The sequence below is a fragment of the Streptomyces sp. NPDC060031 genome (assembly GCF_042736805.1).
GTDB lineage: Bacteria > Actinomycetota > Actinomycetes > Streptomycetales > Streptomycetaceae > Streptomyces.
Window position 1 is genome coordinate 1 of the sequence record NZ_JBHWVM010000150.1, and the last position, 9,903, is coordinate 9,903.

Consider the following 9,903-nt stretch of genomic DNA (forward strand, 5'->3'; position numbering starts at 1 on the left):
GGCCTGGACCCCGTTTCACGGGGTCCAGGCCTCCGGCCCGTTGGGGTGTCCGCTTCGCTCCCACCCTGGTCCTTCCGGCTCCGTCTACAGGACCAAGGCCCGCTGACGCAGGCCAAGCCGGCAGAGCAGGGCCCGTCACTCCCCGGGGGTGTCCATCTCGGTCCACGGCTCAGGCGGGTAGGCATGCCACGGCCTGGGATCGGTCGACGCGACGAGTTCAGCCATACCGAAGAGTCGGTCCCAGTACGCCGGGCTATCGCCATCACCAAGCACGGTGAGGATCTCGCTGAGCTGAGACCCTCGCCAATGCAGGACCCTGTAACCCCGGACATCCAGCCTGCCGGCATTGCTCAGCCATGTATGCACACACCTGGCGATGTCCGCGTCGACCAAGACAAGGTCGAAACCAGCCCGGTCGGCACCAGCAAGCCCAGGCGGGAAAGGCGCACGCCGGTGTTCCTCCCACAGCGAAGTCACAGCAGTAACGGGATCAATGTCGTGGCTCATCCCCCTGATCATGACCCAAGCCCGCCGAAGAAGCACCTGTCTTTACCCGGCACCGGGCGACCTCAAATCCGCATGCCCCAGGCATCCACGGATGACTCGGGTCGCGAGGGTTCTGCGGACTCAAGGCTCCCGCGGGTCGGCTGTGTTCGGCTTCGCCTCCCCTGTCACCTTCTCCCTCCTACCCGTGGCAGGCCGGTAGGAACTCGATGCCCTCCGGTGTCCCGTATTCGACCACCGCGAGATAGGCCCGGGGGATGCTGCACCCGACCTCGGTCCACTGGTACGCGAACACACTCCAGCCCACGAACGCGAGCACCAGGACAGTGCGCCAAGTCTTCGACATGGATGCTTCGTCCCCATCCCACTGCCGGACGACACGCTTCCGGCGCAAGGTCGCGCGCGCAGCCCAGAGCAGGCGCGCACCGGCGTTGTCGGTGGCAAGGACGACGGACTCGTATGGCGTTGCACCCAGGGGCTGGTGCAGCACTCGGACCCCTGGTCGAAGTGACAGTCGGTGAGGCGGGCCCCCGGGCCGGAGTCCCGCGCTCCGCTCCGGACTGACTCTGGTTCCGCTGCGTTCCACCGGAACAGGCCCGTTGCACGGGCCGAGACTCCCCGCGCTCCGCGCGGGAGGCGACCCCGTTCCACGGGGTCTGGGCCTACGGCCCGTCGGGGGTCCACTTCGCTCCCACCCTCAGTCCTTCCGGCTCCGCCTCCAGGACCACAGCCCGCTTCCGCTGCGCTCCAGTCCTGGCCTGCTCCGCAGACCGAGGCCCGGTCGCTACGCTTCCCGGCCGGGCCCGCTTCCCGGGCGGCTGACTCAAAGGGGTGGGCTCGATCGATTCAGCTCCTGCCACTAGATCGAGCCAGTCGCACCAATGCTGCAATAACAGCCGGGGCCACCAGTAAGCCAACCGCAAGCATGGCTGGCCCTGTGGGTGAATCACCACTGTAGGTGGAGCTCTTCTCCTCCTGACTTGCCAAGAACCCCGCACCAATGACCACCAGAGCAGACACTCCAAGGACAAACACCGCCAAACCTCTGCGGCCGGCAGGTGACCTCAAAGGTATCAACGCGACCGCCAGCAACACCACGGCGAGGATAAGAACAATTGCTCCAGGTCCCACAACGCCCCCAACTCCCGAAAATCTACAGGAAGTTGACCATGTCATGACTGTCACAAGATGTCACCCCCACCAGCCGGCCCTTTGAGGCCCTCTACGCGGGCCGGGCTGGCAGTAGTGGGAGGGGTCACTCCCTGCGCGAACGCACCTCCGGCACCCTCGAACGCCTCCTCGCCATGCCGCTGGGCAAGGGCGGCCAGCACAGCCGCGTCTCCCTCGCCGTCGGCGCAGGGCCGGGTCGAGGCCGACGGTGGGTTCGTCGAGGACGAGGAGCGAGGGGGGCGCCTTCGGCCCCTGGAGCCGCCCTTCGGGCGGGGGGTCTCCGCTTCGCTCCGACTTCAAAACTCCTCGCTTCGCTCGGAGGGAAGACTCCTCGCTTACCTGAGCGCTGCGCGCTCAGGACTGAACGGGCTCGCTGCGCTCGCCCGAGAGAGCCACCTCGCTGCGCTCGGTGGGGGCTGTTCCGCAGCCCGGGGCCGGCCTTCGGCCGGTAGCTCTCCCCTTGCTAAGGCGTGCCACGCTCCGCGCGGCCCACCCACGTGGCCTTGCGGCCCGAGCAGCTGACGCTACGAGAACAATCTTTGGATTTCCTGGAGCTAATGATTGAAATACCAGTAGAGAGCGCAAAGGATGGCAATGAAGCCGATCAGGTCGAGGCAGGAGCGCGAGCGGCGCCTGCCTTCTTGTTCTCTGCGATGCATCTCTAATCCATCGGCCACCACCCGTGCCGCTTCACGCCTGCCCCTCGCCCTGTCGCGCCTACTAGTCACAGCAACCCCCGGGTCTCAGTTGTGTGTTCAGTAAAGCTGAAGGGGTAATTTTCGACTATAAGGGGAGGCTAACAATTTTCAGCCACGTTAGAGGGAACCCATAGGGCCCTGTGTTTCTTTTTTCATATCCGGATAGACTCTGGAATCAAGGGTAGCCACCCAGGACCACTCTGGGAGGCAGAGTTGTCGAGGATCAGCGAAACTGCGCACTGCTCAACCAACCTGCGCAACCAGGCCCCGAGCTCAAGAGTCCGCAGGTCAGACGACTGGCGTACCCGGACTCTGAGCAGATCCAGTGCACCAACACAGCCACCAACCCGCTCAGCCGACCTGCACAACCCCAGGTCACAAGCATGACGACTGCTCAGATTCGCTGACCGACGACACGGGGTGCTGGATGCCTGTCTATGAATACCATCCGGATGAATTGGCGCAGATCTCTGTGGTTAGACGGGCCGGCGGCCTCACTTTGAGCGAGGTGGAAGAGCGGCGTCGGACTGCCCAGGACCGCGAAGAGCTGGCGCTCGCTGCACCCGAGGAGCCTCGGAAGCCGACCGAGTTGGACATCGCCTCGTGCCAGAGACTCGAATGGGATCGGATCATATGGGTCATGACGGACCGGCGGATAGCTGTGTACTCCCCGGACGAGGACCCTCGAGTGGCCCGCAGAGAAGAACTGCGAGTACAGCGCATGGCTGCGGAGGCTGCCCGGGACGAACAGTCCGGTGGTGGGCTGCCGGTCGAGGTGATGCGACACCGCGTCTACCGAATCACGGCCCTCCCGAGCGCCGCTGCCTCTCCGGAAGAAGCCCTCATCCGCCACGTCTTCGCGGCTTCCGGCGGCGCGGCCACCGAGCATGCCCAGCGCATGTTCAGCCGGCCAGGCGGCATCTACGACAGCGAGTACCGGATTATTTCCGTCGAGCAGGTCCTTCCCGAACCGGGAGAATTCCTTTGATCCAGCTCCGAAAACACCAGGTCGACCAGAAATCGAGTTTCCGGAAATGGGTGGGATTTCCTGCAAGGTCATCCGTGCCCCCGCAGGGCGCCCGGGGCGCCATCGTGTCCGCGACCGGCTCCGGCAAGACCATCACCGCCGCCGCGAGCGCCCTCGACTGCTTCCCCGCCGGCCGGATCCTCGTCACCGTCCCCACCCTGGACCTCCTCGCACAGACCGCCCAGGCCTGGCGCCTGGTCGGCCACCGGGCCCCAATGGTCGCGGTGTGCTCGCTGGAGAACGACGCAGTGCTGGGCTCGCTGGGCGTGCGCACCACCACCAACCCGATCCAGCTCGCCCTGTGGGCCGGCTCCGGGCCAGCCTCGTCCTTGCCACGTACGCCTCCCTCGTCGACCGCGAGGACCTTGCGGCACCCGAGGGCTAGCGGAAGGTCCGCGGGCCGCTGGAGGCCGCACTAGCTGGCGGAGAGCGCCTCTACGGGCAGCAGATGGCAGGCTTCGACCTCGCGATTGTGGACGAGGCGCACGGCACCGCCGGAGAGCTCGGGCGGCCGTGGGCGGCGATCCACGACAACACCCACATCCCCGCAGACTTCCGGCTCTACCTCACCGCGACGCCGCGCATCCTGGCCGCGGCCCGGCCGCAGCGGGACGCGAGCGGCCAGGAGCTGGAGATCGCGAGCATGGCCGACGACCCGGACGGCACGTACGGCGCGTGGCTGGCCGAACTGGGGCTATCGGAGGCGATCGAGCGGGAGATCCTCGCCGGGTTCGAGATCGACGTGCTGGAGATCCGCGACCCCGCGCCCGTCCTCGGGGGGTCGGAGGAGGCCCGGCGCGGCCGGCGCCTGGCACTTCTGCAGACCGCGCTCCTGGAGCACGCGGCGGCGTACAACCTGCGTACGGTCATGACGTTCCACCAGAAGGTCGAAGAAGCCGCCGCGTTCGCGGAGAAGCTGCCGGAGACCGCTGCCGAGCTGTACATGAACGACGCGTCCGACGCCGACCTGGCCGCCGCCGACAAGCTGCCGAAGTCCTCCATCGACGCGGCCTTCTACGAGCTGGAGGCCGGCCGCCACGTACCCCCGGACCGCGTCTGGTCCGCCTGGCTGTGCGGCGACCACCTCGTCACCGAGCGCCGCGAAGCACTCCGCCAGTTCGCCAACGGCATCAACGCCACCGGGCACCGGGTCCACCGCGCGTTCCTCGCCAGCGTTCGCGTCCTCGGCGAGGGCGTCGACATCACCAGCGAGCGCGGCGTGGAAGCCGTCTGCTTCGCCGACACCCGCGGCTCGCAGGTCGAGATCGTCCAGAACATCGGCCGCGCGCTCCGCCTCAACAAGGACGGCTCCACCAAGGTCGCCAGGATCATCGTGCCGGTGTTCCTGGAGCCCGGCGAGGACCCCACCGACATGGTCGCCAGCGCGTCGTATGCCGGGCTGGTCGCCGTGCTCCAGGGCCTCCGCAGTCATGACGAACGTCTGGTCGAGCAGCTCGCTTCCCGCGCGCTCACGAGCGGGAAGCGCAAGGTGCACGTCCGGCGTGACGAGGACGGGCAGATCGTCGGGGCCGGCGGCGAGGGTGAGAGCGAGGACCAGGAGGACGACGACACGCAGGCCGCCGCCGAAGCCGCCCTGCTCCACTTCTCCAGCCCGCGCGACGCGGCGACCATCGCGGCCTTCCTCCGGACCCGGGTCTACCGGCCGGAGTCGCTGGTGTGGCTGGAGGGCTACCAGGCCCTGCTCCGCTGGCGGGCGGAGAACGAGATCACCGGCGTCTACGCCGTGCCCTACGACGTTGAGGTCGAGGTGGGGGTCACGAAGGAGTTCCCGCTGGGCCGATGGGTACCCAGCAGCGCAAGGCCCTGCGGGCGGGTGAACTGGAGGAGCGGCGCAAGACCCTGCTGGACGCGCCGGAGGCCGGGATGGTCTGGGAGCCGGGCGAGGAAGCGTGGGAGACCAAGCTCGCCGCGCTGCGGTCCTACCGGCGGGCGACCGGGCACCTCGCGCCGCGTCAGGACGCGGTGTGGGGCGAGGGCGAGGCGATGGTGCCCATCGGGCAGCACATGGCCAACCTCCGCCGGAAGGGACAGAAGAACGGCCTCGGCAAGGACGCCGATCGCGCGGAGGAACGCGCGAAGCAACTCAAGGCCATCGACAAGGACTGGAACTGCCCCTGGCCGCTCGACTGGCAACGGCACTACCGCGTGCTCGCCGACCTGGTCGACGCCGACGGCGTCCTGCCGGCCATCGAACCGGGTGTGCTCTTTGAGGGCGACGACCTGGGCAAGTGGCTGGCACGGCAGAAGCAACCCGGCATCTGGGCACAGCTGACCGGCGAGCAGCAGGACCGGCTGGCGAAGCTCGGCGTACAGCCCGCCCAGACGCCTCCTGCCGCCTCGGGAACACCGCGTACGGTGAAGGTCCAAGCAAGGCGGAGCAGGCATTCCAGCGCGGTCCTGCGGCCCTCACGCAGTGGGTGGAGCGGGAAGGCGCCCACCGGCCGGTGCCCCGCGCCCACAGCGAAGCGATCGCGGTCGAGGACGAGGCGGATCCAGTCGTCGTGAAGCTGGGTGTGTGGGTCTCCAACACCAAGAGCCGGCGCGACAAGCTCACCGCCGACCAGCTCGCCGCCCTCGCCGCACTGGGCATGGACTGGGCTTGAGGCCGCTTACGACTGGTGGTTGTACTGCCGAGCCGGAGCCCCTCGGGACGATCCCCAGGGGCAGTTCAGAAGGTCAGGGCATCTCGACGTCGAAGAATTTTATGACGGATGTGACCAGCATGAGCCCGTACACCGTATTCACCCGGGAGTACTGAGTTCGGGAGACGCCGTGAGCACTGGGATGGCGGCCGAACACCCTCGGGATCGGGTCGCCGTTCTGCGGGAAGTACTTAGCGTGAGCGTGCCAGACGGGGGCGAAGGTGAGAGCCACATTGACCTTGTACTCGTCCAGCTTGAACTTGATGCCCTTGGCCTTGAAATCGTTCCTGGTGAGCTCGATGCGGGTGGCCTTATCAAAGTGCTTCTGCATCAGGGTGTCAAGAAGGTTAGCGGCCAACGCCTGCGCCGCCGCGATGTGGCCGTCGCGTAGCGCGGCGATCGCCTGAAGGGCGAAGTCTCGGTCTTCCTTGAGCCGGGGGTGATCGACTGATACCAGGACTGCCTCGCAGTCACCCGCGATGCCCTTCCAACGCTGTCCGATCAGACGACGTCGCGCTGACGCATCCGGGGCGTCGAGCAAGGCGCGAACGGTTTGCGGTCCGGGCACCCACATCAGCGGGATGCCCTCGTCGATCAGCAGTGCCTCCAGCTCAACCAGCCGGGGCACGGCCTCTCGGAGATTCTCCGGCTACAGGTTGCGGACCAGGTCGCCGATCGAGGAGAACATGTCCCGCCACTGGTCTCGCCAGTGATCGGTGATGACCTTGGCCGCTGGTTCGAAAAGACCGCGGAGAACGTCGTTGAATCCGGTGAGGTCGACCAACTGCCGGCCGAGGAGCCGCCGGAACCTGTCAGCTTCGACTACAGGAGGCAGCGTGAAACGCGGAAACACCGGAACGGCTACTGCCGCGGCTGCGGCAGCCGCGAGCTGCTTGCCCAGCTGCGCCCGCCACTCGCGGCCATGCTGCTCCATCGCGGCGTGCAGCCGGGACAGGTCCACAGGCTCCGAGTCCGCACAGTCCTCCAAGACCATCTCGGCGTCATCAGTCACGAACCCATGCTTCCATGCGGGCAGTCGCCCTGAGCAGGATTTTTACGAGCAGCCGCGGTCGCCCCGGCACGTCCAGGACCAGCTCACCACCTAGCCCCACCGCCCGGTGTGCCAGCGCCTCCACCTGGACAGTGGTCGTAGCCGGCCCGGCTCCCGCCTCGGATACCGTGTTCCTCTACGGGGTGCCATAACGGATGTGACGCCCCCCCACCGAAGGTAGTCAGCGTATGAGTTCAAAGCGCAGCAAGAATCCAGCCCTGCCCGTACTTGACGACGCATTCCGACTCGCGTCGGTCAAGGACGCCGAAGAGTCCACCCGTGACTTGGCCGCGCGGCTGGCCACCACCGAGCTGCGCCGCGTTTCCCACCCGGGCCGGGTCACCTGGGAGCCCACCGATCAGGCCGAGCCCGTACCGGTCCCGCCGACTGTGGTCGACGGTGACGGGGACCTGTGGCTGCGGGACAGGGGCACTGGCACCTGGACCATGCCCGAGTTCAACCCGAAGGAGTTCCCGGCCCGCTGTGGCGAGGTTCTGACGTGGAACCAGCTTGCCCGCGAGTTCGGCCCGCTGACCGCACTGGCCGACGACCGCCGCATCGGCGGCGGCCGGCGCTGACCGCGCAGCCTTCTGGGATGACCGCGCCCTGAAGCGCCCGTTACGGGTAGCTGGGAGCTCCAGCTCACCGCCGAGCTCGACGATGGCGGCGAGCAGGTGAGCGTGGTGGTGGCGTGCGACGGCCTCGAGCAGCGTGGTGCGGGCCTGGCGCCACCCGATGTCCTCGGTGCGGCCGGCGTCGGTGGACCAGCCGGGTAGCAATCGGCCTTCAGTTGCCGTGGTGAGCGCGCGGCCCAGCTCGCCGATCGACTGCTGCCAGTCGGCCAACTGCCCGAGCAGGCCGCGCACCAGCTCGTCGACGGCGGCCGCCGGGCCGGCGCCGAAGGCCCGCGCTTCGGCGGCGGCCTCGGCGAGGACGTCTTCGTCCAGGTCCTCGAGGGCCTCACGCCACGGAGCGGCCGCAGCGACCGGGCCCTACGCCGCGGCGGCATGCGCGAACCGGCGGACGGCCTGGTGGACCGCGAGCAGGGTGAGGACAGCCCGGGGTGGGGGCGGCGCCGCGACGGTCGAACGGCAGACCGGTGAGGCCAGATGGGCGGCCGGGTGAACCGGGTTCCTCGGCCCCGCAGGGGCGGCCCCGTCGCGAAGCGACTTGAGGGGCCCGGGCGCGCAGCGCCCTGCCCGAAGGGCAGCATCCTTTGTCCGCCCGTGCCCGAAGGGCACACAGGGGGCGGACCAGCCCGCAGGGCTGTCGATTAACCGACATCAGACATACAAAAGGGCGGCGCTGGCGGCCTCCAAGAGCAATCCTCGAAGAGCGCTGTCACCCCCGCAGCCGATCAGTTAGTCGGTGTCAATTTAGCGGCGAATCTGCCCCCCGCAGCAAGCCGCTCGTACCAGAACCACCCATCGACAACTGGTGCTCACCGCTGTTGAAATGCCACTCACCGCCATTGGCAAAATGCCAAACAGTGCGCTCCTGCACGTCGTGCGCGGTGTAGCGGGCCACCACGCGGCCTTCAGCGTCCACGACGTCAATGGTCTCGGGGATGGTTTGCCCTTCGCCGATGGACAGGACAGGCACCCCGTCCACGTAGGTCGGGGTCAGCGTGGTCGAACCCGTGGGCTTCACCTCTGCCGCCGGGGTGGGCGCCGACTGGAATGGGGCTGGACCCTTTGCGTTGGGCGTGGACTGCTCAGCCATGTTGCTCCCCTTACCGGTCGGCTCCGTGCCGATCCCCAGCGATCCTTCCATGACCAATCGTCACGGACACGTCACTCACCGAAAGAAGGGTGCGCGGATGTGACTGGTCGAGATAGATGTCACCTGGTCGCGATACCTGTCACCGGCGGATCTTTCGGTTCGACCGCGCAGGTGCCCAGGGGAGGGCTAGCGTGTGGGCGTGCCCGCGCCGACACCACCACATCCGCCGCCCGCACCACCACCCGCAGTCCCGCCCGTTCCCGCTCAGCAACCCGGCCCGCCAGCCCCGGGCCGTGCCCAGCGGCTGGGTGGTTGGTGGGCACGGCGGCACGCGCTGGGGCGGTTTCCCTACTGGCTGCTGACGCGTGCGAGCTGGGTGCTCGGACTCTGCGCCGGGCTGTTCGTTCTGAACGGCTTCCTGACGGGGTGGGCGCAGGCGTACGAGGTGATGGTGGGCCTCACATCGCCGACTCAGGTGCAGCAGTGGCAGTGGTGTGCATGGCCGCTTTCGCTGACCGGATGGGCCGCGATCCCGGCTTTCGTCGGGGGTATGGCCGGGTATCTCGTCACCGCGCAGATCCAAGCCCACCAAGCCCTGCCGCTGGAGGAGGTCCTGAACCGCGTCCGTGAACTCTCCGCCCCACCGCCCCCGCCGGGCGGGAGCGGCCCGTGATCACGCTGCACGACCTGCACAAACGAGGCGGCGACATCGAGACGGCCGTCCTCGCCTTCGGCGACCTGCACCGACCAGGGACGGTAACGGGCCAGGCCCCCGGGCCGACTGGGAGCGCGCCGAAGAGCACTGGCGACAACTCGTGACCTTCGTTCTGAGCAACGCCGCACCAAAGACGAAGCAGACCCCGGAGGAGAGACTTCGATGGGCGCAGAACGCCGCCCTAGTGCTGTGACCGGGAAGGTTCACCGGGTTGCTCGTTGTGCTGGTTGGAAATGTCTTCTCCAACCAGCATGGGGAGGCGGGATGGCGCAACCGGTCCGGGTTCGCGGGCTGACCGAGCAGGAGGGCCAGAAACTCCAGCACATCGTCCGGCGGGGTAGTACGAGTTCGGT

The 9,903-nt window shown here is 67.8% G+C and carries 9 protein-coding genes and 2 pseudogenes; 6 read left to right on the forward strand and 5 right to left on the reverse strand.

Annotation, left to right across the window (positions count from 1 at the left end; translation table 11 throughout):
- Nucleotides 1-135: 135 nt before the first annotated feature.
- Both ACFWB8_RS35515 and ACFWB8_RS35520 read right to left on the reverse strand, forming a co-directional pair.
- Nucleotides 136-507 (reverse strand): hypothetical protein, encoded by a 372-nt coding sequence (locus tag ACFWB8_RS35515; RefSeq protein ID WP_385236960.1) that lies wholly within the window; start codon nucleotides 505-507, stop codon nucleotides 136-138.
- Between the two features lie 178 nt (nucleotides 508-685).
- Nucleotides 686-850, reverse strand: a complete 165-nt coding sequence (locus ACFWB8_RS35520) for a hypothetical protein (protein WP_385236963.1) — start codon at nucleotides 848-850, stop codon at nucleotides 686-688.
- Between the two features lie 913 nt (nucleotides 851-1,763).
- Here ACFWB8_RS35520 and ACFWB8_RS35525 point away from each other — a divergent pair.
- The 3 genes and pseudogenes from ACFWB8_RS35525 to ACFWB8_RS35535 form a co-directional block, all read left to right on the forward strand.
- Nucleotides 1,764-1,862: pseudogene (locus tag ACFWB8_RS35525) on the forward strand (ABC transporter permease); the annotation flags it as partial.
- Between the two features lie 967 nt (nucleotides 1,863-2,829).
- Nucleotides 2,830-3,360 (forward strand): hypothetical protein, encoded by a 531-nt coding sequence (locus ACFWB8_RS35530; RefSeq protein WP_385236966.1) that lies wholly within the window; start codon nucleotides 2,830-2,832, stop codon nucleotides 3,358-3,360.
- A pseudogene (locus tag ACFWB8_RS35535) lies at nucleotides 3,357-6,023 on the forward strand (Helicase associated domain protein). Before ACFWB8_RS35530 ends, ACFWB8_RS35535 begins: the two are co-directional and overlap by 4 nt.
- Before the next feature lie 73 nt (nucleotides 6,024-6,096).
- Here ACFWB8_RS35535 and ACFWB8_RS35540 read toward each other — a convergent pair.
- Nucleotides 6,097-6,690, reverse strand: a complete 594-nt coding sequence (locus tag ACFWB8_RS35540) for a hypothetical protein (protein WP_385236969.1) — start codon at nucleotides 6,688-6,690, stop codon at nucleotides 6,097-6,099.
- Between the two features lie 21 nt (nucleotides 6,691-6,711).
- A complete protein-coding gene (locus tag ACFWB8_RS35545; RefSeq protein ID WP_385236972.1) occupies nucleotides 6,712-7,074 on the reverse strand; it encodes a hypothetical protein in 363 nt (120 codons plus the stop codon).
- A 227-nt stretch (nucleotides 7,075-7,301) separates the two neighbouring features.
- Here ACFWB8_RS35545 and ACFWB8_RS35550 point away from each other — a divergent pair, with 227 nt between their 5' ends.
- A complete protein-coding gene (locus ACFWB8_RS35550; RefSeq protein ID WP_079403197.1) occupies nucleotides 7,302-7,691 on the forward strand; it encodes a hypothetical protein in 390 nt (129 codons plus the stop codon).
- A gap of 793 nt (nucleotides 7,692-8,484) precedes the next feature.
- On the opposite strand, the gene ACFWB8_RS35555 is transcribed toward ACFWB8_RS35550, so the two are convergent.
- Nucleotides 8,485-8,835 carry a hypothetical protein gene (locus ACFWB8_RS35555; RefSeq protein ID WP_385236975.1) on the reverse strand — a complete coding sequence of 117 codons (351 nt, stop codon included), beginning with the start codon at nucleotides 8,833-8,835 and terminating at the stop codon, nucleotides 8,485-8,487.
- A 376-nt stretch (nucleotides 8,836-9,211) separates the two neighbouring features.
- Here ACFWB8_RS35555 and ACFWB8_RS35560 point away from each other — a divergent pair, with 376 nt between their 5' ends.
- Together ACFWB8_RS35560 and ACFWB8_RS35565 are read left to right on the forward strand one after the other, a co-directional pair.
- Nucleotides 9,212-9,508, forward strand: coding sequence for a DUF6313 family protein (locus ACFWB8_RS35560; protein ID WP_385236978.1), 297 nt, complete (start codon nucleotides 9,212-9,214; stop codon nucleotides 9,506-9,508).
- Nucleotides 9,505-9,654 (forward strand): hypothetical protein, encoded by a 150-nt coding sequence (locus ACFWB8_RS35565; protein ID WP_385236981.1) that lies wholly within the window; start codon nucleotides 9,505-9,507, stop codon nucleotides 9,652-9,654. Before ACFWB8_RS35560 ends, ACFWB8_RS35565 begins: the two co-directional genes overlap by 4 nt.
- The last annotated feature ends 249 nt before the right edge of the window (nucleotides 9,655-9,903 follow it).